Raw genomic sequence first — 20,688 nt, 5'->3', positions numbered from 1 at the left:
TAGCCATGCTAGCGGCCAGCAGGCTGGGCGAGGGCGGCGAGGATGCTGCGCGGGCGAGACGGCGCCGGGCGCGGACCGCGGTCCGCGCCCGGCGCGAGCAGAACGGATGCCGCGGCGTCAGGCCGTGGCGCGTTCCAGTCGGGGTTCCGACGGGCCGGACTCCGAATCCGACTGCTCGTCGAGCCCGATGACGCCGTAGTCCCAGCCCTTGCGTCGATACACGACGCTCGGCCGGCCGGTCTCGGAGTCCACGAAGAGGTAGAAGTCGTGCCCGACGAGCTCCATCTGGTAGAGCGCGTCGTCGACGGTCATGGGGCTGGAGGCGAAGATCTTGCGGCGGATCACCACCGGTGAATAGGCCTCTTCCTCGGGCTCGGCAGGAGGCTGTTCCTCGATGACCGGGATGCTGCCCGTCGCGACTCGTTCGATGACCTCGGGCGCCGCGGCCTGGACGCCGACGTCGCTGAAGCCGAGGTCGGTCGCCTCGCGAAGGGAGGTGGGGCGGCGCTGGCCGCGATGGACCTTGCGGCGGTCCTTCGCGCGGCGGATGCGCTCGAGGAGTCGCCCGAGGGCGACGTCGAATGCGGCGTACTTGTCGGTGCCGTCGGCCTCGGCCCGCACCACGGGGCCCTTGCCGAAGAGGGTGAGCTCGACGCGGTCGAGGCCGTTGTTGTTCCCGTTCTTCTCGTTGTGACGGGTGAGCTTCACGTCGAGGGAGATGGCTCGTTCGGCGAGATGGGTGATCTTCTCCGACTTCTCGGCTGCGTAGGCGCGGAATCGGTCGGTGACCCCCAGGTTTCGTCCGACGATGTTCAGTTCCATGACGACCTCCATCTACCGGCGTGTCACCCGGGTCTGGAAGGGTGGATCGACCACGCCTGTCCTGCCACCGTAGCCCCCTCGGGTGAGGTTGTCACGGAGTGTTTCCCGTGAGACCGCCGTGTGCGCGGTGCGGCGCAGCGGCGTCTCCGCGAGCACCGCGACGGCCGCCACGGATCCGCCCGCGACGGCCAGCGCACGACGGGCCTCGACGAGCGTCGAGCCCGTGGTGAGCACGTCGTCGACGAGCAGGAACCGACGTCCGGCGAGCGGCCGCCGGGCCTCCAGTGCGCCCTCCGCGTTCACCCGCCGGGCCGCCGCACCGAGTCCGGCCTGATCCTCGTGGGCACGGGTCAGCCGCAGCACGTTCGCGGAACGGATGCCGCAGCGGGAGAGCAGCAGCTCGACCGGTGCGTAGCCGCGTGCCCGCATGGCGGCCGAGGTGGAGGGCACGGTGCACACCTCGATCGTGCCCGGCGGCAGGCCGTGCAGGGCCGCGGCGATCGCGCCGCCGAGTGCTTCGGAGAGCGGCCCCGCGGCATCCGTTCGCCCTCCGTCCTTGTACGCGCCGATCGCGCGCGCGGCCGGCCCCTCGTACCGGAGCGCCGCCCACGCATTGAGGCCCGGACGCTCGACGAATTGCGGTGACGCGCCGAGGAGCACCGCGCGGCAGCGGCCGCAGACCGCGCGGTCGACCGCGCCGCAACCCACGCAGTCCGCCGGCACGAGCAGGCCGATCGCGTCCAGGAGCGCGCGACGCGCGGCAGGGCCAGGTCGGGCATCGGGTTCCGTCACCTGTCGAGCCTTACGCGCGGCGGTGCGATCGCGCGCCGCGACGCCGGGCGGTGTGCTCGGGTACGAACGGTCGTCCGCGGTGGAGGACGGGTCGGCTCAGTCGGGTTGCTGGGCCGCGATGAAGCGGATGCCGCTCGCGCGCATCTGCCAGCCGACGCCGCTGCGCACGTCGAGTTCGCCGTTCGCCGTGAGGACGCGCAGGTCGTCGTTGCCGCCGTCGATCGCCACGGCCCCGGCCGGCCCCTCGATGCGGCGCGCGAACCCGCCGAGCTCCTGGACCACGATGCGCGCCGTGCCGTCGGGCAGCTGCGTGAGCGAGGCGACCGTGCTCTCGTCGAGCCACGCGACGTCGAGCGGCGTGCCGTCGGCATCGTCGAGGCGAAGCGCCACGGGGCTGAGCGCCAGCGGCTTCCCGTCGGCGTCTCGCTCGATCGAGGCGACCACGAAGTGCGTTCGCACGCCGTCGCCGAGCAGGGCGACGATGCGCGTCGAGTCGCGCGACACCTCGATCGCGGCGATCGTCGTGCCGGTCCAGGGCACGTCGACCGGCCCGGAGGCCCCGTCGGGCGCATACCACGTGAGCTCGTCGGGTGCATCGGCGGGGACGGACCACACGACGCCCGCGCCGTCGATCGCGGGGGTCACGAGGTTCGCCCGCGGGTCGAGGAGCACCGGATCCTCACCCGCGCGCAGGAGCGACACGCCCGCCTCGCTGCGCACGGCGGCCGACTCCTCCGCCGGTCCGAGCGCGGCGCCGCTCGGCGCAGAGGCGACCACCAGTTCGGAGATCCCCTCGATCGGTTCGATGCCCTCCCCCGAGGTCGCGAGGTGGCCGAACGTCTCGCCGTCGAACACGACGCTGCGTGGGTCGACGCGCGGGTTCCGCACCGGGGTGGGATCGGACAGTGCCGGCACGTCGGAGGTCGCGCCGTTCAGCGCCAGCGCGACGTCCTCGATGCCCCGGGTGCCGATGAGGCTGGCATCGAGCTGCTCCTTGATGCGCTGCGCCGTGAGCAGGTCGCCGAGCCCGGCACCCGCCAGCGACACGCTCGCGACGTCGCCCGAGACCGTCACGGCCGCCGGGGAGAGCTGCACCCCCTCGGGGAAGGCCGACACCACACCGGGCTCCAGCCAGTCGGCAGGGCCGGCGATGAGCGAGCGCACCACGCTCGTCTGCGCGGTCTCGCGCCCCGCGTACCAGCGCACGTCGGGCACCAGGTAGCGATACGTCGGGTCGAAGAAGTACAGCGTGTACGGACGGAACACCCCGGTGAAGCTCAACTGGTCGACGACGATGCCGTCTGGTGCGCCGGAGATGCGCCATTCGCCGTCGACCTGCTCGAAGCGGTACTCGAACGGGATGGGCGCACGCGACTCCGGCTCCTCGTACTGCCCGTTCTCGCGCAGCGATGCGGCCGGCGTCGCGTCGAGGCGAAGGGTGGTCTCGTCGACGACCTCGATCTCACGTTCGGCGAGCACGTCGATCGTCGCGCCCGCCCGGGGATCCCACTCGTCGGCGAACGCCTCGGTGAGGAACTCGCGCGCGATCGCGTAGTTCTTCTGCGGGCTCTGCGCGGCGGCGATGAAGCCGTCGAGGATGTCCTCCTGCGTGGCGCCGTCGGCGGGCGGCTGCACGAGGATGTCGAACTCGACCGGGTCGGCGGCAGCGGCCTCACCGCGCTGCACCCCGCCGGAGTCGGGGATCGACACGCAGCCCGTGAGCGCCAGGCAGGCGAGGGCGACGGATGCCGCGAGCCCGCGTCTACGCATCGTGCACCTCCGTCCTCGGCTCGCGCCCCATCTCGGCCTCGACCTCCACGGCACCGAGCGACTCCGTCGGCGGCGGACCATCGGCGCCGGCGTCCTCGGGCTCGAGCGGCAACGGCGAGACGAGCGCCGCGGCATCCGCCGACCTGGGGAGGGTGAGCCGGAACACGGTTCCCTGGCCGGGGCGCGACCATACGTCGAGCGAACCGCCGTGCGCGATCGCGTCCTCGAGCGAGATGGCGAGGCCCAGCCCGGTGCCGCCGATCGTGCGCATGCGGCTCGGGTCGGCGCGCCAGAATCGATCGAACACGCGCGCGGTCTCCTCCTCGGTCATGCCGAGCCCGTAGTCGCGCACCGACAGGGCGATCGCCGTCTCATTGCTGTCGACGGCGACGACGATCGGACCGCCCTCGCCGTGCTCGATGGCGTTGCCGAGCAGGTTCCGCACGATGCGCCGGATGCGCCGCGGGTCGACCTCCGCATCGAGGTGACCGCCCGGGGCGACCAGCCTCAGCTCGCTCCCCCGGTCGCGTGCGAGTTCGTACATCGACTCGATCGCGTCGCCCGCGAGGTGGACCAGGTTCGTCGGCTCGGTGGCGAGGGTCACCGAACCCGCGTCGTACCGGCTGATCTCGAGGAGGTCGGCCAGGAGCCGCTCGAACCGGTCGGTCTGCGTGTGCAGCAGTTCCACCGTGCGAGCGGTCGGCGCGGGGAAGTCCTCGCGCTGTCCGTAGAGCACGTCACCGGCCAGGCGAATCGTCGTGAGCGGGGTGCGGAGCTCGTGCGACACGTCGGACACGAAGCGCTGCTGCACGACCGAGAGTTCGGCCAGTTCCCGGATGCGCGCCTGCAGGCTGTCGGCCATGCCGTTGAAGGAGGCGGCGAGCGTCGCCAGCTCGTCCTCGCCGCGCTCGGGCATGCGCACGCCGAGGTCGCCGGCCGCGAGACGCCGGCTGGTCACGGCGGCCGTTCGGATCGGCTCGATCACCCAGCGCACGACGATGAGCGTGATGACGCTGAGCAGGACGAGGAGCGCGACCGCCCCGACCACCCCGGTGACCTGCATGGACGCGAGCGTGCGTTCCGCCTCGGCGAGGTCGTAGCCGATGTAGAGCTCGTAACGCCCCGCGGCCGGCACGTCCATCGTGCTGCCCACGACGATGCCGGGCACCGTTGCGCCGTCGCCGTCGGGCAGGGCGACCGACTGCCAGTACTGCCCGTCGGGGTCGGCCTGCACCTGCTCGCGCAGTTCGTCGGTGATGATGGCGCCGCCCAACCTGGGGCTTCGGGCACCCGGCGGGGCGTCCGAGTTCGGCGTCGCATCGGGGTGGCGGAAGATCGCGAAGTCCCTGCTCCCCGAGACGCTCGAGATCGTCTCGATCACGCCGCTCATGAGCAGGCGCAGCGAACCCGGGTCGGAGGCGTCCGTGGAGGTGACGAGGGTCTGTGCCGCGGCGGTGGCGTTGTTCGACGCGGCGAGCACGCGCTCCTTCTCGTCCTGGAAGAGGTTCGACGCGATGCTGAACGAGATGTACAGGCCGATCATGAGGATCGCGAGGCCCGAGAGCCCCAGCGTGATGAGGACAGTGCGGAACTGCAGCGACCGGTTCCAGAGCGCCAGGAGGCGACCCGGAACGCCGCGCCAGCCGGGGGCGTGGGAGGTGGCGTCGGCCTCGGCCATTCGCGACCTACGTCGTCGCGCCGGCCCGGTAGCCGACGCCGCGCACGGTCATGACGATGCGCGGATTGTCGGGGTCGTGCTCGACCTTCGCGCGAAGTCGCTGCACGTGCACGTTCACCAGACGCGTGTCGGCCTTGTAGTGGTAGCCCCACACCTGCTCGAGCAGCATCTCGCGCGTGAACACCTGCTGCGGCTTCGACGCGAGGGTCAGGAGCAGGTCGAATTCGAGGGGAGTGAGGTTGATGCGCTCGTCGCCGCGGCGCACCTCGTGCCCGGCGGCGTCGATCGTGAGGTCGCCGATCGCGAGGGTCTCGACGACCGGCTCGGGGGTGGGTCGCAGCCGGGTGCGGATGCGCGCGACCAGCTCCTTGGGGTTGAACGGCTTCACCATGTAGTCGTCGGCGCCAGACTCGAGGCCCTTCACGACGTCGGCGGTGTCGCTCTTCGCGGTGAGCATGATGATGGGCGTACCGGATTCGGCACGGATGCGTCCGCAGACCTCGATGCCGTCGACGCCCGGCAGCATGAGGTCGAGGAGCACGAGATCGGGCTTCGTGTCGCGGAACGCGGCGAGCGCGCCCGTGCCGTCGGCGCAGAACGCCGGGTCGAACCCCTCGGTGCGCAGCACGATGCCGATCATCTCCGCGAGGGCGGTGTCGTCGTCGACGACGAGTACGCGTGGAGTCATCCGCTCATTCCGGTCAGGGCCGCGGGTCACGGCCGAAATCAGTATGCCAAGCGTAGTCCGTGATGCTCCGAGGACGGTGGAACCGGTGGGAGCGCGATCACGCGGGACGAACGTCCCGGCCGGGGCGAACCCGCGACGACGAGGATGGTGCCGACGGCAACGACGAGAGGGCACGGACGATGGCGAGGACGTACGTGGTGACCGGGGCGGCGAGCGGCATCGGCAGGGCGACGAGGGATCTCCTCGAGGCACGCGGCGGAACCGTGATCGGGGTCGACCTGACGGGCTCCGACGTGGCCGCCGACCTGTCGACGGCGGAGGGGCGCGCGACGCTCGTGAGCGAGGTCGACCGGCTGAGCGGCGGCGTGGTCGACGGCGTGGTCGCCAACGCCGGGCTCGCGACCCCGACGGCGAAGACGGTCGCCATCAATTACTACGGGACGATCGCGACGCTCGAGGGGCTTCGGCCCCTGCTCGCGGCGTCGCCGGCTCCGCGCGCGGTGGCGACCGCATCGATGGCGTCGCTGTTCCCGCCCGACGAGGCGCTCCTCGCCGAGCTGCTCGAGGGCACCGAAGATCGGGCCGTGGCTCGCGGCGCGGAGCTCGAGTCCGGCACGCCCGAGCAGGCGAACCTCATCTACGGGACCACCAAGCGCGCACTCGTGCGCTGGATCCGGCGGCACGCCGCGACGCCCGAATGGGCGGGTGCGGGCATCGCGCTCAACGCGATCGCGCCGGGCGTCGTGCTCACGCCCATGGTCGCCGGGCTGACCGAGACCGAGGAGCAGCGAACGTCGCTCGCGCAGATGGTGCCCATGCCGCTCAACGGCTTCATCGAGGCCGCCGACGTCGCCGAGCTCATCGCCTGGCTCGTGGGTGAACAGAACGCGCACCTGTGCGGTCAGGTCGTCTTCATCGACGGCGGAAGCGATGTCGTGATCCGCGGCGACTCGAACTGGTGAGCCGCGACATCCGGTGAGGCGACGTTCCGGCCACGGTGGGGCGACGTCCCGGCCACGGGACGGTGGAGGGCTCCAACGCGGCGGAACCGAATGTGAAAGCATGGGGACACCCGCCGGAAGGAGTGCAGACAGGTGTCCGATCATCAGTGGCAGGCGCCCGGCGGCTCACCCCAGGCACCGCGACCGGATGCCCCGTCCTCGCCGGGCGGCGCCGGCGACCCCGGTGCGTACGGTCCCCCGTCGCCTCCCCCCTTCGCGAATCCCGGCGCCACCCCGCCACCCCCACCGCCCGGCGCCTCCGTTCCGCCGCCCCCCGGCGCGTGGACGCCGCCGCCCAAGCCGGGCCTGCTGCCCCTTCGCCCCCTCGGATTCGGCACGCTGCTCTGGGCGCCGTTCCGCACGCTCCGGCGCAATCCCGCGCCGACGTTCGGCAGCGGACTCGTCGTGCAGCTCGTCTCGGCCGTGGCGACCGCGGCGGTCGTCGTTCCGTTCATGGCCGTCGCCATCACGCGACTCGAGGGTGCGACCGAGGCCGACGCCGACGCCATCGCGTCGGGTGCCGTCGGCGGGTTCCTCCTGCTCATGCTCGTGCCCATCGCGATCTCGGTCGTCGTGAGCGCGTTCCTGCAGGGCGTCATGGTCATCGAGGTCGCGACCGGCACGCTCGGCGACAAGCTCGGCTTCGGCGCCCTCTGGCGACGCGCGGCCAAGCGGATCTGGCCGCTCATCGGCTGGACCCTCCTCGTCGGGGCGGCACTCCTCATCGCCGTCGTGCTGCTGTTCCTCATCGTGCTGCTCGCCGGCTCGATCTCGCCCGTCGGGCTCGCGGTCGGCATCGCGGTCGCGGTGCTGCTCGGGCTGGGCCTCGTCGTGCTCGGCGCATGGCTGGGCGTGAAGCTCGCGCTCGTGCCGAGCGTCATCGTGCTGGAACGCGCCGGCATCCGCACGGCCATGGCGCGCTCGTGGCGCCTCACCGACGGCTTCTTCTGGCGCACCTTCGGCACGCTGTTCCTCGTCGCGTTCATCCTGAACGTCGCGGCGAACATCGTGGTGCAGCCGGTCTCCCTCGTCGGCTCGCTCCTGGCGGTCATCGTCGACCCCACGGGCACGGGTGCCGCACTCACGATCACGATCGTCACGATGGTCGTGACGCTCATCCTGTCGCTGCTCATCGGCGCCATCACGGCGGTCGTGCAGGCGGCGCTCATCGCGGTCATCTACATCGACCTGCGCATGCGCAAGGAGGGACTCGACCTCGAGCTCGAGCGGCACGTCGAGGCGCGCGGGGCCGGCCTGTCGGTGGGCGACCCCTACGCTCCGCCCGCCGCACCCGCGCCGTCCGGCGTCGGCGCGCCCTCACCCTCGTTCTCCTCCGGAAGCGAGCGCCCCGCGACGTGGTCCTGATCCCGCACGGCGAGATCCCGGTCGATCCCGACGCGCCCGAGGCGCGCCGGTGGCTCGAGGACGAGCTCTCCAAGCCCGAGTACCAGAGCGCGCAGCCGACCGCCTTCGACCTCGCGATGCAGGCGATCCGCGACTGGATCGCGGCCCTGTTCGAGGGCGCCACCGGCATCCCCGAGCCGTTGCTCGCCCTCGCCGCGGTCACGATCGTCGTGGTGCTCGTCGTGGTGGGCCTGCTCGTGTTCGGCCTTCCGCGCCTGCGTCATCGGCGGCGCGCGGCGAGGCCGCTCTTCGACGACGCCGACCGTCGCGACCTCGAGACGCTCCGACGCGCCGCGGCGGCCGCGGCTGCGGCGGGCGACTGGCCGCTCGCGATCGAGGAGCGGTTCCGCGCCCTCGCCCGCGGCATCGTCGAACGCGACCTGATCCGCGTGCATCCGGGCACGACGGCCAGGGGCGTGGCGGATGCCGCGGCCGCACCCTTCCCCGATCACGGGCCCGCGCTCCGGGCCGCCGCCGCCGACTTCGACGCCGTGCGGTACCTCGGGCGGGAGGGCACCCGCGATCGCTACGACGCGCTCACCGTGCTCGAGCGCACGGTCGCCGACACCGCACCGGTCGGCGCGCCGGAGGCGGGAAGTCCGGTCGACGGCAGCTCCGCGGAGGCGCTCCGATGACCGTCACCGCCCCGGCGCCGTCGGCGGCGCCGGCGATCACGCCGACGCTGCGCGCCCAGCTGCGGCGACGCCGCGCGTGGATCGTGATCGCCGTGGTGCTCGTGCTCGGCGCCCTCGTGCTCCTCGTCGCGCAGGGCGGCCTCCGCGCCCCCGGTCCCGCGCTCGGCGCGGGCAACCCGGCGCCGGCCGGCTCGAAGGCGCTCGTGGAGGTGCTCCGCACCCAGGGCGTGACGGTGACCGAGGCCGCCACCATCGACGAGGCGGTCGACGGCGCACGCCGGGGCGCGACCGTGTTCCTCCACGACGAGTTCGGGATCCTCGGCGACGGACTCGACGAGCTCGCGGTTACGGCAGAGCGGCTCGTGGTCGCCCAGCCCGGTTTCGAGGCCCTCGAGCGCCTCGCCCCCGGCGTGCGGCTGGCCGGCGTCGCGGGCGGCCCGCTCGACGAGGTCGCGTGCGACGTTCGCGCCGCGCGGCGCGCGGACGCGCTCTCCGACGGGCAGCGCCTGCTCACCGTCGACGACGCGGCGGCCGCCACCGGATGGACCGGATGCTTCCGCGACGGCGATCTCGGGTACGCGGTCGTCACCGGCCCGGGAACCTCCGGAGGCGAGATCGTGCTCGTGGCCGCGTCGACCGTGTTCACGAACGAGCACGTCGACGAGGCGGGCAACGCCGCCCTCGCGCTCGGGCTGCTCGGGGCATCCGCGGAACTGGTCTGGTACCTGCCCTCCCCCACCGACGCCGACGAGGCCGCGGCACCGACGATCGGCGAACTCACTCCCGGCTGGGTGAGCCCCGTCATGGTGCTCGCCATCGCCGTCGTGATCGCCGCGGGCGTGTGGCGCGGGCGACGCTTCGGCCCGCTCGTGGTCGAGCAACTGCCCGTGCAGGTGCCGGCGGGCGAGACGAGCGAGGGCCGTGCGCGCCTGTACGCCCGCAGCGGCGCACGCACCCACGCCCTCGATCAGCTCCGCATCGGCGCCATCGAACGGCTCGCGGCGCTCCTGCGGCTGCCGAGGCCGGCCGACGTGGCCGCGGTCGCCGAGGCGGCGGCGTCCGCGACCGGTCGCGACGCGGCATCCGTCGAGCGCCTGCTCGTCTCCGACACCCCCGCGCACGACCGCGAGTTCGTCGAACTCGCTGCGGAGCTCGATCGCGTGGAGCTCGACGTGCGCCGCTCGATCCGACCCGACTCGACGCACCCGACCGACTCGACCCGCCCGACCGACCCGACCCGCCCGACAGGAAGGCGACCATGACCGACGCGATTCCCGCAACCGGCGAACAGCCGACCACCGACGACGAACTGCGCGCCGCGCTGAACCGAGTGCGCACCGAGGTCGGCAAGGCCGTCGTCGGCCAGGACGGCGCCGTGACCGGACTCATCATCGCCCTGCTCGTGCGCGGCCACGTGCTGCTCGAGGGTGTGCCCGGCGTCGCGAAGACGCTGCTCGTGCGCACGCTCAGCCGCACGCTCCGGCTCGACACCCGGCGACTGCAGTTCACGCCCGACCTGATGCCGGGCGACGTCACCGGGTCGCTCGCCTACGACCCGCGCACGGGTGAGTTCGCGTTCCGCGAGGGGCCCGTGTTCACGAACATCCTGCTCGCCGACGAGATCAACCGCACGCCGCCGAAGACGCAGTCCGCCCTCCTCGAGGCCATGGAGGAGCGGCAGGTCTCGGCAGACGGCGTGACGCGTCCGCTCCCCGACCCGTTCATGGTCGCCGCGACGCAGAACCCCATCGAGTACGAGGGCACCTACGCGCTCCCCGAGGCGCAGCTCGACCGGTTCCTCATGAAGCTCGTGCTCGACGTGCCCGAGCGCGACGCCGAGGTCGCCCTCGTGCGACGCCACGCCGACGGCTTCGACCCGCACGACCTCGCCGCCGCAGGCGTCACGCCCGTGCTCGGGGCCGACGAGCTCGCGGCGGCGCGTGCGGCCGCGGCCTCCGTTCGGGTCGCCGACGACGTGCTCGCCTACGTCGTCGACCTCGCCCGGGCGACGCGGCGCAGCCCGTCGATGCGCCTCGGCGTGAGCCCGCGCGCGACCACCGCACTCATCGCGGCGGCGAAGGCGTGGGCGTGGCTCACGGGGTACGACTCGCTCACGCCCGACCACGTGCAGGCGATGCTGCTGCCCGTGTGGCGGCACCGAGTGCAGCTGCGGCCCGAGGCCGAGCTCGAGGGCGTGGCGGTCGACGCGGTGCTCCGCTCGATCATGCAGCAGGTGCAGGTCCCCCTCTGACATGGCGGTCACCGGTCGGTTCGTGCTCCTGGTCGCGCTCGGCGTCGTCCCCGTCGTCGCGGCCGGTGTCACGAGTGCGGATGCCGCGTGGCTCGCGCTCGTCGGCTGGCTGGCGCTCGCCGTCGGCGCGGGGGCGGTCGACCTCTCGCTCGCGGGCTCGCCCCGCCGGGTGGCGCTGACCCGCGAGCTGCCCGATCGCGTGCGCCTCGGCGAGACGGTCACGGCCGAGCTCGCCGTGCAGAACCTCGGGCGGCGGATGCTCCGCGCCGTCGTCCGCGACGGCTGGGAACCGTCGGCCGGGGTCGCCGGGCCCAACCGCACGCCGCTGCGCATCCCGCCGGGCGAACGGCGTCGGATGTCGCTCGGGCTCACCCCGTGGCGCCGCGGCGACCGCCGCACCGGCGAGGTCACGATCCGCTCGGCCGGACCGCTCGGGCTCTGGGCGCGGCAGGCCACGCTCGCCGCGCCGGGGCGGATCCGGGTGCTGCCGCCGTTCCACTCCCGGGCCCACCTGCCGTCGCGGTTGACGCGGCTCCGCGAGATCGACGGGCGCACGCCGCTCCTCATCCGCGGGCAGGGCACCGAGTTCGACTCGATCCGGGAGTACGTGCGCGGCGACGACGTGCGCTCGATCGACTGGCGCGCGACGGCGAGGCACGCCGACCCCGAGGCGCCGGGCACCATGAAGCTCATGGTGCGCACCTGGCGGCCCGAACGCGACCGGCGGATCGTGATCGTCGCCGACACGTCGCGCACCGCCGCGGCGCGCATCGCCGACGAGCCGCGCCTCGACACCGCGTGGGAGGCGGCCCTGCTGCTCGCGGCGCTGGCCTCGCACGCGGGCGACCGCGTCGACTTCCTCGCGTGGGACCGGCGGCTGCGCGGACGCGTGCACGGCGCCAGCGGGGCGGAACTGCTCGCGCGCATGGTCGACACGATGGCCGACGTCGACGCCGAGCTCATCGAGGCGGATTGGACCGCCGTGCCCGGACAGGTGCGGCGGGTCACGAGCCGGCACGCGCTCGTGGTGCTGCTCACTGCGGCGGACTCCCCCGGCAGCGCGCGCGGCCTCCTCTCGGTGCTGCCGCAGCTCACCTCGCGGCACACCGTGATCGTGGCCTCCGTCGCCGACCCGGCGCTCGTCGCTGCGTCGCGCGAGCGCGGCTCGCTCGACGAGGCGTACACGGCGGCCGCGGCCGAGCGCGCGCTCCTCGACGGCGAACGCGTCGCCGCGGCGATCCGCCGTCTCGGGGCGATCACCGTCACGGCTCCGCCGCACGAACTTCCGCCCGCCCTCGCCGATCGCTACCTGGAGCTCAAGGCGTCGGGCCGGCTCTGACCCCGGCGGCGGCTCGCGACATCCGCCCGCGGCATCCGCACCCCGCTCGTCTCAGCCGACGGTGATGCGGGTCGCGCCGGCGTCGAACTCGACGAGATCGCCCGTCTCGCCGGCGCGGGCCGCGCGCCCGCCGAGCACGATCAGGTAGGCGAGGAAGCCGCCCAGCGCGAGCGCGCCGATGCCGATCTTCACCGGCCACGGCCACGGCGCCGGCGTGACGAAGCCCTCGATGAGGCCCGAGACGAAGAGGAAGAACACGAGCCCGATCACGACCGTGAACAGCGAGCGGGCCTCCTCGGCGAGCGCGAGGCCGCGCGAGCGCGGGCCGGGCGCGACCCAGGCCCAGAAGATGCGGAGACCCGCGGCGGCGGCAACGAACACGCAGGTGAGCTCGAGCAGGCCGTGCGGCGCGATGTAGAGGAAGAAGGTGTCGGCCTCGTCGTAGGCGAACATCACGGCCGCGGTCACGCCGAGGTTCTGCGCGTTCTGCAGGATCACGTACGGCACCCACACGCCGGTGATCCCGAACGCGACCGCCTGCGCCGCGATCCAGGCGTTGTTCGTCCAGACGGCACCGGCGAACGAGGCGGCGGGGTTCTCGGAGTAGTAGGCGACGAATCCCTCCTCGGCGATCTGCCGCAGCTCGCGCTCGGTGCCGAGCGTGGCGAGGACGCGCGGGTCGCCGCCGATCCACCAGGTGTAGAGCGCCGCCACCACGACGGTTGCGATCGCGACGGCGAGCGTGAGCCAGCGCAGCCGGTAGAGGGCCGCGGGCAGGCTCACGACCGCGAACCTCGTGAACTGCAGGAGCGGATTCTCAGGGGCGCCGGTGAACCTGAGCCGGGCGCGCGCGAGCGAGATCGACAGGCGGTCGCCGAGCGCGGTCGAGCCCGCCGTGGTCTGCACGAGCGAGAGGTCGGATGCCGCGCCCTGATACCGCTCGATGAGCTCGTCGGCCTCGGGCCCGTCGAGCCGGCGCGACCGCGCGAGCGCGTCGAGCCGCTCCCAGTCGTCGTGGCGGGCGGTGGCGAGCGCGTCGAGGTCCATCTGCTTGAATACTACCCATGGCCGACGCGACGGGGACCCGGATCCGGGCCGCCCGATTCGATGACGAGGGGGTCGTCACCGGCGAGGCCGTCACCCTCGACGTGCGCCCGGCGAGCGCGCTCATCCGGGCCGGCGGCGCCGCGATCGACGTGCTCGTCACGGTGCTGCTGATCGTCGGACTGCTCCTCGCCCTGTCGGGACTGTCGGTCGACGAGGCCGCGGCGCGGGCGATCATCATCGCGGGCATCGTGCTCGCCATCGTCGTCCTGCCCACCGCGGTCGAGACGGCCACGCACGGCCGGTCGCTCGGCAAGCTCGCCCTCGGCCTGCGCGTGGTGCGCGACGACGGCGGGGCGATCGGGTTCCGGCACGCGTTCATCCGCGCGCTCACCGGTGTCCTCGAGATCTACCTGACGTTCGGCGGCCTGGCGGTGCTCGTCGGGTTCCTGAACCCGTCGTCGAAGCGACTCGGCGACCTGCTCGCCGGCACGCACTCGCAGGTCGAACGCGTGCCGAGGCTGCCGCAGACCGCGTTCGGCGTGCCGCCCGAACTCGTCGGCTGGGCGAGCGTCGCCGACATCGGACGGCTGCCCGACCCCGTCGCCCGACGCGTCGCCACGTTCTTCGGGAACGTCGAGCACCTGACGCCCGAGAGCCGCGCGCGCGTCGCGGCGTCGCTCGCCGCCGAGGTCGCCCCGCACGTGTCACCGGTGCCGGATGCCCCGCACGAGCTGTTCCTCGCGGCGGTGGTCGCGCTCCGGCGCGACCGCGACCTCGCGGCCCTCGCGATCGAGGACGCGCGCATGGCCGCGCTGGCGCCGCAGCTCACGGCGAAGCCCGTCGGCTTCCCGCCCGCTCGCTGAGTCGCGGCATCCGCCCCGTCTCGCGTCGCGTGTCAAGTACTGCGGATATACGATCCGGCGCACCGAGGACGCGGCGTCATCGTCGGCGTGCCGGATCGTATATCCGCCGGAACGGGCTCGAAGCGCGCGGCCGGGGCCGGGATGCCGCGAAGCGCGCCCGAGGGGCGAGGAGCGCCGCGCGAAACGCGACGCGTCTCGAAACGCGCCGTCAGTACCGGTAGTGATCGACCTTGTACGGGCCCTCGACCGGCACGCCGATGTACGCCGCCTGCTCGGGCGTGAGCTCGGTGAGCTCGACGCCGAGGGCGTCGAGGTGCAGCCGGGCGACCTTCTCGTCGAGATGCTTCGGCAGCACGTAGACGCCTACGGGGTACGCCTCGGGCCGCGTCCACAGCTCGATCTGCGCGAGCACCTGGTTCGTGAACGAGTTCGACATGACGAACGACGGATGCCCCGTCGCGTTGCCGAGGTTCATGAGACGTCCCTCGCTCAGCACGAGCACGCTGCGGCCCGTGGGCAGACGCCACTCGTGCACCTGCGGCTTGATCTCGATGCGCTCCGCTCCCGGCAGCGACTCGAGCCCGGCCATGTCGATCTCGTTGTCGAAGTGCCCGACGTTCGCGACGACCGCGAGGTGCTTGAGCCCGAGGATGTGCTCGACCCGCACCACGTCCTTGTTGCCCGTGCCGGTGACGAGGATGTCGATCTCGCCGATCACCGACTCGAGGCGCGACACCTGGTAGCCGTCCATGGCCGCCTGCAGCGCGCAGATCGGGTCGACCTCGCTCACGATGACGCGGGCGCCCTGACCGCGCAGCGCCTCGGCGGCGCCCTTGCCGACGTCGCCGTAGCCCGCGACGAACGCGACCTTGCCGCCCATGAGCACGTCGGTGGCGCGGTTGAGCCCGTCGGGCAGCGAGTGCCGGATGCCGTACTTGTTGTCGAACTTCGACTTCGTCACGGAGTCGTTGACGTTGATCGCCGGGAAGAGCAGTTCGCCCTTCGCGTGCAGCTCGTACAGGCGGTGCACGCCCGTGGTGGTCTCCTCGGTGACGCCCGTGATCTCCGCGGCGATGCGGGTCCACCGGTCGGGGCTCAGCGCGAGCGAGCGGCGGAGGGTGTCGAGCACGACCCGGAACTCGTGGCTCGTGGCATCCGTCGCCTCGGGCACCGAACCTGCGGCCTCGAACTCGCGTCCCTGGTGCACGAGCAGGGTGGCGTCGCCGCCATCGTCGAGGATCATGTTGGGGCCGATCCAATCCGCTCCGGATGCCGCGGACTCAGCGCTCCAGTCGAAGATGCGCTCGGTGCACCACCAGTACTCCTCGAGCGTCTCGCCCTTCCAGGCGAACACGGGCACGCCCTTCGGGTCGTCGAGGGTGCCGTCGGGCCCGACCACGACGGCCGCGGCGGCCTCGTTCTGCGTGGAGAAGATGTTGCAGCTCGCCCAGCGCACCTGCGCGCCGAGGGCCACGAGCGTCTCGATGAGCACGGCGGTCTGCACGGTCATGTGCAGGCTGCCCGCGATGCGGGCGCCCGCGAGCGGCTTGGACTCGCCGAACTCGGCTCGGAGGGCCATGAGCCCCGGCATCTCGTTCTCGGCGAGTCGCAGCTGGTGGCGGCCCGCCTCGGCGAGCGAGAGGTCGGCGACCTTGTACGGGAGGGCGGTGGTGACGGCGGCATCCATGCGGACCATTGTCGCAGGCTGCCGCCGTTCCCCACCGCCCCTGCACAGATTTCAGGGTCCACGCTGACCTGCCCGTCGCGGTTCCAGGACCGCGGCGGCCGGGGCGGCCGGGGTACGCCGCTACGGCCGCACCAGCACGGTCCCCTCCGACGACCGCTCCACGATCGGGTAACCGGACAGGTGCCCGGTCACCGTGACCCCGATGTGCGCGCCCACGAGCTCCGCCGTGAGCTCGAGCGTCGAAACGGTGGCGCCGTCGATGGCCGCACCGTCGGCATACCACTGATACGCGTGCCGCGTTCCCGCCGTCCAGGCACCCGGGTCGACCGTGAGGGTCGAACCCACGGTGCGTGCGCCCGAGACGTCGGGGGTGCTCGCGAGGAGCACCCGCAGCGTCGGGTCGGACATGCGCCGCTCCAGCACCACACCCCGCCGGAGCGTGGTGACCTGCACCTCGATGCGCGCACTCTCGTGCTCGGCGGTGAGGCGCAATGCCGCGTCGGTCGCGTCGGAGATCGGCGCGCCGTCGGCGTACCACTGGTACAGGAACGCCGTTCCCTGCGGCTTCTCGCCGGGATCCGCTTCCAGCTTCGCGCCCACGACGGCGGTACCGGAGATCTGCGGCAGCGACGGGTCGGGCTCCGCCGCTGCGACCACCTCGGTCGGCGGGGAGGTCGACGTGGTCGACAGGTATCCGTCGGCCGACGCGGTCACCCGAACCGACATCCGCGCGCCGAGCTGCTCCGACGTGAGCACGAACGCGGCGTCGGTCGCACCGGCGATCACGACGTCGTCGGCGAGCCATTCATAGGTGAGGGATGCCCCGTCGGTCGTCGTCGTTGCGACCGCCGTCAGCGTCTCTCCGACGCGCGGCGAGCCGGAGACCTGCGGAGCATCGAGTTCGACCGGCACCGTGCCGACCTCGTTCAGCGCAGCATCGACGCGCGACGTCTCTTCTCCGCCGACCACCATCGCGGCGGAAGCCGATGCGGCCGAGCCGGCGTCCTGCCACCACTCCGACAGGTGCCCGGGTGTCCACTGCGCCGAGGGCGTGAACCGCAGCTTGACCTCGCCCGCGGGCAGCCCCGTGAAGACGTACGCGCCCTGGATGTTGGCGTTGACCTCTCCGATGAGTGCGCCGTCGACGGAGTACGCCTCGACGGTGGTGAACGACGCACCCAGGCCGCCGGCGTCAGTGACACGGCCACTCAGGGAACCGCCCCGGGTGAGCACCGCGTCGATACCCGTCGTCGGCTCCGCGGCGGGCACGACCGTCGTCGCCGAAGTCGGCGACGACGCGTCATCCCACCACTCCATGGCGAGGTCGTTCCACGCGTATCCGAACTGCACCGTGTGCGGAACGCCGTTCTCGAGACCCCAGATCCGGTAGGTTCCATCATCGCCGGAGACGGCTGAGGCGCCTCCGGCGCCCTCGACGGCCGACACCCAGACGCCCGCGATCGGCTCGAGCCCGCTTCCGAGGTCGGCAGTGACCGTTCCCTCGACGACCCCGCCGGGTTCGAGCTCGGCGTCGAGCTCGATCGTGCCCGACTGGTCCGGGGTGACGGTCACGAGATGGCTGGAGGCGGCCGCCCCGATGTCGGCCATCGTGCGGAAGGAGACGACGTGCTCACCGGGCTGAAGCCAGTACTCGTAGGAGCCGTCGGCGCCGGTGCAGGTGCCGTCACCATGCTCGGCACCGACGACCCGCACGCTCACACATCCTTCGACGGGCGCTCCGAGATGCGTGATCGTGCCGGCCAGTCTCACATCCTGACTGAGTCGAATGTCGAGCGTGATCGCGGCGGTGTCCGCGCCGATCTCCACGACCAACGGGCCGTGCACGCTTCCCGTGGCCCCAGCACTGGCGGTCACGGTGTAGCGGCCCGGCTCGAGCCCCGTCACGCGGTATGCGCCGGCGTCGTCGGTCGCGGCGTAGATAGAGGACGACGAACCGTCGTCGGGCCAGATGCTCACGCCCGTGCCGGCGACCGGCTGCCCGTCGGGTGCGTACACGACGCCACTGAGCACGGTGTCCACCGACAGGGCCACATCGGCCCTGGCCTCGCCCCCGATCGGGACGGTGAGGGTTTGGGCACCAGCGAAGTCGGCTGCGCCGCCCCACCACACGTCACGGATGGGCCCGGTGAATCGCACCTTGACGTCGCCGGCGGGCACGTCCCCCACGTGCAATTCGTCAGTCCAGAAGCCTTCGCTCCCGGACGCCACCAACTCGCCGGTCCCGGCATCGAAGACCTCGGCGTGGATGAATCCGGTGTACTCGCCATCGACCGCGAACGTCGAACTGATCCAGCCGAGGCCCGGCATGGTGAAGTCGCGCGTGACGATGCCGTCGGCACCGACGTCGAAGAAGCGAGCCGCCTCTCGGGTGCTGCCATCCCACCACCATGAGCTCGAAGCCCACTCCGTCTGCTTGAATCGCACCGCGTACTGACCGGCCTCGAGTCCCTCGAAGCGGTACTGTCCCTCGGCGTCGGCCACCGTGCTCCGCAGCACGCCGCGCTCGGTGTGGAGTTCGACGACGGCGCCTGCCGCCGGCACGACACCCTCGGCCGTCTCGGTGGACACCGCGCCGGCGATCGCCCCTGCCGCGCCTGCCGGTGCCGCGACATCCACGACGGTCTCGCTCGCCGATGCCACTGAGAAGATCGTCGCGCCGGAACGTGTCGCTGAACCGCCGGACCAGGTCGTGCGGATCCCCTCCCCGCTCACCTCGAGCAGGTATCGTCCGGCTTCGACGGGTGCGATGGAGAAATAGCCGTCGGCATCGGTGGTAGCGGTTGCCCTCGGGTAGTCGCCGAACCCGTACATCGTGATGGTCGCGCCGGGCACCGATGCCCCGGAGTCCGCGACGGTGACGCGTCCGGTCACGCTCGCGGCGCGTTCGGGAGTGAAGTCGAGCACCGCGTCGCCACCGGCGGTCACCTGCACGGTGGCACTGCCGCTGAAGTAGGGGCTGCCGCTCGGCATGGTGAACCGAACATCGTACGAGCCGGGAGCGAGCCCGGTCACCTGGTAGTGTCCGTCGGCGTCGGTCGTGGTCCAGCCCCATCCGGGGCCGCTGACCGACACGTCGACACCCGCGATCGATTCGCCGTCGGCGGCGACGACCCCCGAGATGCTTCCTCCGAGTGCGAGCTGCGCATCGATGCCCGTGACGGCCTCGCCGACGCCGACCGTCACCGGATCGGCCTCGAACTGGCTCTGCTTGTCGTCCCAGTACTCGGGAAGGTACCCGGCGAGGCTGGGTTCGAAGGTGCCCGGCCTGAATGAGATGGTGTAGTCGCCCGCACCGAGGCCCGTGAGGTCATATCGTCCGTCGGCATCGGTGACGGCGGAAACCCAGATGCCCGAACCCATCGCGGAGACGTCTACCCCGGCAAGAGGCAGGTCGTCCGACCCGGTCACGACGCCGCTGATCGACCCCCCGACGGCCAGCTCGGCGAACAGGCCCGATACCGTCTCACCGCCGACCACGCTGAACGTGTCGGCCGAGTACTGGTCGGGCTTGTCATTCCACCACTCACCCGAGTAGGCAGACCCCCACGGTGGGCTGAACTGGAGGGTGTAGGTACCTCCGGCCAGACCCGCGATCGCGAACGCGCCGCTCTCGTCGGTCGACGAGCTGCCCCGCCATTCGGGGTAGCCGTTGTCCACCGAGAACGCCGTGACACCGGCGTACGGAAGCGGTGCGCCGTCGGAGTCGGCCACGACACCCTCGACCGCGCCACCGAGGCCGAGCTGTGCGTCCATGCCGGAGATGGTGGAGCCGTCGGCGACCTCGAACGAATCCGCCGACATCTGGTCGGGCCGGTCGTTCCACCACTCCGCGATGAGCGCCGAGTCGAACGCGGGCGCGAACTCGAGCGTGTACGTGCCGGCCGTCAGCCCGCCGAGGGAGTAGCCGCCCGCCGCGTCGGTCGCAACGCCGGCAACGTGCTCGAACCATTCGCCGTTGTGCCGGTACGCGTTGACGGACACTCCGTCTGCCGCCCTTCCGTCGCTGACGGTGACCGTGCCCTGGATCGCCGCGATCCCGGCGGCGTCGACCTCGATCGCCGCGGGCTCTTCAGTCGGCGCCGGCGCCTCGGTGGCTGCGGGTGCATCGGTGGGTGCCGGCTCCTCGGTCGACGCGGGCTCCTCGGTCGACGCGGGCTCCTCGGTGGCGGCCGCCGTCGGCGGCGTCGACTCGAAGACCGGCGCCGATGCAACCGCGCCGTCGGCGAATGCCGGGGTCGCGCCACCCACGGCGAGTCCTGAGGCGATGAGGGCGGCGGTGGCGAGGCTCGCTGCGCCCCTGAGGGCAGGCAGGAGCCATCGAGGCGTGCGTGACACGTATTCTCCGGCTTGTAGGGTTCGGATCGGACCCGGGTGCGCTGCAACACTGCCGCGCGGCCGGACCGTGTTCGGTTCCATGAGCGTACTGGTCAGCCGGATCGTGGCGGTGTCCCCCATTCGGGGGTCTCCGCTCCGAGCACCTGCACCAATCTGCGGATATACGATGCGACACCCCGGCGGCGGGCAGGAATCCCCGGCGCGGCGGATCGTATATCCGCAGAATCAGACCACACGCGCGGCGGGACGCGCGGCGCGCGGCAGGCGCGCGGCGCGTCAGCCGCGGATGAGCGCGAGCACCTCGTCGCGGATCGAGGCCATGGTCGCGGCATCCTCGCCCTCGACGTTGAGCCGC

The 20,688-nt window shown here is 72.4% G+C and carries 16 protein-coding genes; 8 read left to right on the top strand and 8 right to left on the bottom strand.

The features are described 5' to 3' along the window. Positions 1-117 precede the first annotated feature (117 nt). From raiA to mtrA, 5 genes are all read right to left on the bottom strand, one after another. Positions 118-822 carry a ribosome-associated translation inhibitor RaiA gene (gene raiA, locus EZM51_RS20060; protein WP_136710087.1) on the bottom strand — a complete coding sequence of 235 codons (705 nt, stop codon included), beginning with the start codon at positions 820-822 and terminating at the stop codon, positions 118-120. A 12-nt stretch (positions 823-834) separates the two neighbouring features. Further along, complete coding sequence (locus EZM51_RS20055; RefSeq protein ID WP_136710086.1) at positions 835-1,614, bottom strand: phosphoribosyltransferase family protein; 780 nt, start codon at positions 1,612-1,614, stop codon at positions 835-837. 96 nt (positions 1,615-1,710) lie between these two features. Beyond that, on the bottom strand, positions 1,711-3,384 hold the full coding sequence (locus EZM51_RS20050) for a GerMN domain-containing protein (RefSeq protein ID WP_169054014.1): 1,674 nt from the start codon (positions 3,382-3,384) through the stop codon (positions 1,711-1,713). Next, a complete protein-coding gene (gene mtrB, locus EZM51_RS20045) occupies positions 3,377-5,062 on the bottom strand; it encodes an MtrAB system histidine kinase MtrB (RefSeq protein ID WP_136710084.1) in 1,686 nt (561 codons plus the stop codon). The genes EZM51_RS20050 and mtrB overlap by 8 nt, the downstream gene beginning before the upstream one ends. A gap of 7 nt (positions 5,063-5,069) precedes the next feature. After that, positions 5,070-5,750 (bottom strand): MtrAB system response regulator MtrA, encoded by a 681-nt coding sequence (gene mtrA, locus EZM51_RS20040; RefSeq protein WP_136710083.1) that lies wholly within the window; start codon positions 5,748-5,750, stop codon positions 5,070-5,072. Between the two features lie 179 nt (positions 5,751-5,929). Between mtrA and EZM51_RS20035 the strand changes: the two genes are divergently transcribed. From EZM51_RS20035 to EZM51_RS20010, 6 genes are all read left to right on the top strand, one after another. Next, a complete protein-coding gene (locus EZM51_RS20035) occupies positions 5,930-6,712 on the top strand; it encodes an SDR family oxidoreductase (protein ID WP_136710082.1) in 783 nt (260 codons plus the stop codon). A 132-nt stretch (positions 6,713-6,844) separates the two neighbouring features. Then, positions 6,845-8,116, top strand: a complete 1,272-nt coding sequence (locus tag EZM51_RS20030; RefSeq protein WP_136710081.1) for a glycerophosphoryl diester phosphodiesterase membrane domain-containing protein — start codon at positions 6,845-6,847, stop codon at positions 8,114-8,116. Continuing rightward, positions 8,107-8,790 (top strand): DUF4129 domain-containing protein, encoded by a 684-nt coding sequence (locus tag EZM51_RS20025; protein ID WP_211196005.1) that lies wholly within the window; start codon positions 8,107-8,109, stop codon positions 8,788-8,790. The genes EZM51_RS20030 and EZM51_RS20025 overlap by 10 nt, the downstream gene beginning before the upstream one ends. Beyond that, a complete protein-coding gene (locus EZM51_RS20020) occupies positions 8,787-10,052 on the top strand; it encodes a DUF4350 domain-containing protein (protein ID WP_136710080.1) in 1,266 nt (421 codons plus the stop codon). The genes EZM51_RS20025 and EZM51_RS20020 overlap by 4 nt, the downstream gene beginning before the upstream one ends. After that, positions 10,049-11,041, top strand: a complete 993-nt coding sequence (locus EZM51_RS20015) for an AAA family ATPase (RefSeq protein ID WP_136710079.1) — start codon at positions 10,049-10,051, stop codon at positions 11,039-11,041. The genes EZM51_RS20020 and EZM51_RS20015 overlap by 4 nt, the downstream gene beginning before the upstream one ends. Position 11,042: 1 nt before the next feature. Further along, positions 11,043-12,380, top strand: coding sequence for a DUF58 domain-containing protein (locus tag EZM51_RS20010; protein ID WP_136710078.1), 1,338 nt, complete (start codon positions 11,043-11,045; stop codon positions 12,378-12,380). Between the two features lie 51 nt (positions 12,381-12,431). Here EZM51_RS20010 and EZM51_RS20005 read toward each other — a convergent pair whose 3' ends face one another. Beyond that, the gene (locus tag EZM51_RS20005) at positions 12,432-13,427 is read right to left on the bottom strand and encodes a stage II sporulation protein M (RefSeq protein WP_136710077.1); all 996 of its coding nucleotides are present in this window, start codon (positions 13,425-13,427) and stop codon (positions 12,432-12,434) included. A 17-nt stretch (positions 13,428-13,444) separates the two neighbouring features. Here EZM51_RS20005 and EZM51_RS20000 point away from each other — a divergent pair, with 17 nt between their 5' ends. Then, positions 13,445-14,290 carry an RDD family protein gene (locus tag EZM51_RS20000; RefSeq protein WP_136710076.1) on the top strand — a complete coding sequence of 282 codons (846 nt, stop codon included), beginning with the start codon at positions 13,445-13,447 and terminating at the stop codon, positions 14,288-14,290. Between the two features lie 208 nt (positions 14,291-14,498). On the opposite strand, the gene ahcY is transcribed toward EZM51_RS20000, so the two are convergent. Beyond that, positions 14,499-15,977 (bottom strand): adenosylhomocysteinase, encoded by a 1,479-nt coding sequence (ahcY, locus tag EZM51_RS19995; protein ID WP_136710075.1) that lies wholly within the window; start codon positions 15,975-15,977, stop codon positions 14,499-14,501. Between the two features lie 120 nt (positions 15,978-16,097). Next, the gene (locus EZM51_RS19990; protein WP_169054013.1) at positions 16,098-20,333 is read right to left on the bottom strand and encodes a carboxypeptidase regulatory-like domain-containing protein; all 4,236 of its coding nucleotides are present in this window, start codon (positions 20,331-20,333) and stop codon (positions 16,098-16,100) included. A gap of 166 nt (positions 20,334-20,499) precedes the next feature. Between EZM51_RS19990 and EZM51_RS20910 the strand changes: the two genes are divergently transcribed. After that, positions 20,500-20,688: hypothetical protein (locus EZM51_RS20910; protein ID WP_211196004.1), on the top strand; the 189-nt coding region annotated here is incomplete at its 3' end.

The sequence above is a fragment of the Agromyces sp. H66 genome, from assembly GCF_004959775.1.
Taxonomy (GTDB): Bacteria; Actinomycetota; Actinomycetes; order Actinomycetales; family Microbacteriaceae; genus Agromyces.
The sequence above is the reverse complement of the archived record's forward strand: the minus strand, read 5'-3'. Positions and strand labels throughout refer to the sequence as shown.

What these genes read in the sequence shown, in the direction of transcription:
- EZM51_RS20000 (WP_136710076.1), top strand. Translation starts at nt 13,445, where the DNA reads ATGGCCGACGCGACGGGGACCCGGATCCGGGCCGCCCGATTCGATGAC.
- raiA (WP_136710087.1), bottom strand. Translation starts at nt 822, where the DNA reads ATGGAACTGAACATCGTCGGACGAAACCTGGGGGTCACCGACCGATTC.
- mtrA (WP_136710083.1), bottom strand. Translation starts at nt 5,750, where the DNA reads ATGACTCCACGCGTACTCGTCGTCGACGACGACACCGCCCTCGCGGAG.
- ahcY (WP_136710075.1), bottom strand. Translation starts at nt 15,977, where the DNA reads ATGGATGCCGCCGTCACCACCGCCCTCCCGTACAAGGTCGCCGACCTC.
- EZM51_RS20010 (WP_136710078.1), top strand. Translation starts at nt 11,043, where the DNA reads ATGGCGGTCACCGGTCGGTTCGTGCTCCTGGTCGCGCTCGGCGTCGTC.
- EZM51_RS20050 (WP_169054014.1), bottom strand. Translation starts at nt 3,384, where the DNA reads ATGCGTAGACGCGGGCTCGCGGCATCCGTCGCCCTCGCCTGCCTGGCG.
- EZM51_RS20020 (WP_136710080.1), top strand. Translation starts at nt 8,787, where the DNA reads ATGACCGTCACCGCCCCGGCGCCGTCGGCGGCGCCGGCGATCACGCCG.
- EZM51_RS20015 (WP_136710079.1), top strand. Translation starts at nt 10,049, where the DNA reads ATGACCGACGCGATTCCCGCAACCGGCGAACAGCCGACCACCGACGAC.
- EZM51_RS20005 (WP_136710077.1), bottom strand. Translation starts at nt 13,427, where the DNA reads ATGGACCTCGACGCGCTCGCCACCGCCCGCCACGACGACTGGGAGCGG.
- EZM51_RS20035 (WP_136710082.1), top strand. Translation starts at nt 5,930, where the DNA reads ATGGCGAGGACGTACGTGGTGACCGGGGCGGCGAGCGGCATCGGCAGG.
- mtrB (WP_136710084.1), bottom strand. Translation starts at nt 5,062, where the DNA reads ATGGCCGAGGCCGACGCCACCTCCCACGCCCCCGGCTGGCGCGGCGTT.